This window comes from Pseudomonas sp. 50_B, assembly GCF_017491625.1.
Taxonomy (GTDB): Bacteria; Pseudomonadota; Gammaproteobacteria; order Pseudomonadales; family Pseudomonadaceae; genus Aquipseudomonas; species Aquipseudomonas danubii.
The window spans coordinates 1-225 of the sequence record NZ_JAFGYX010000237.1 but is presented as its reverse complement, the minus strand read 5'-3'; the positions used below and the strand labels follow the sequence as shown (position 1 = coordinate 225).

The 225-nt window shown below is 60.4% G+C and carries 1 protein-coding gene; it reads left to right on the top strand.

Annotated elements, in window-relative coordinates; translation table 11 throughout:
* Positions 1 to 225: amino acid permease (locus J5M73_RS31775; RefSeq protein WP_207817085.1), on the top strand; the 225-nt coding region annotated here is incomplete at both ends.

Below are 225 nucleotides of genomic sequence, written 5' to 3'. Positions count from 1 at the left end.
CCCTGGCATTTGTCTTCCAGACCCTGGCCAATCGCAAACCTGATCTGGACGGTGGTGTATATGCCTACGCCAAGGCCGGATTCGGCGACTACATGGGTTTCTCGTCCGCCTGGGGCTACTGGATCAGCGCCTGGCTGGGCAACGTCGGCTACTTCGTCCTGCTGTTCAGCACCCTGGGCTATTTCTTTCCGGTGTTCGGCCAGGGCAATACCCCGGTGGCCATCG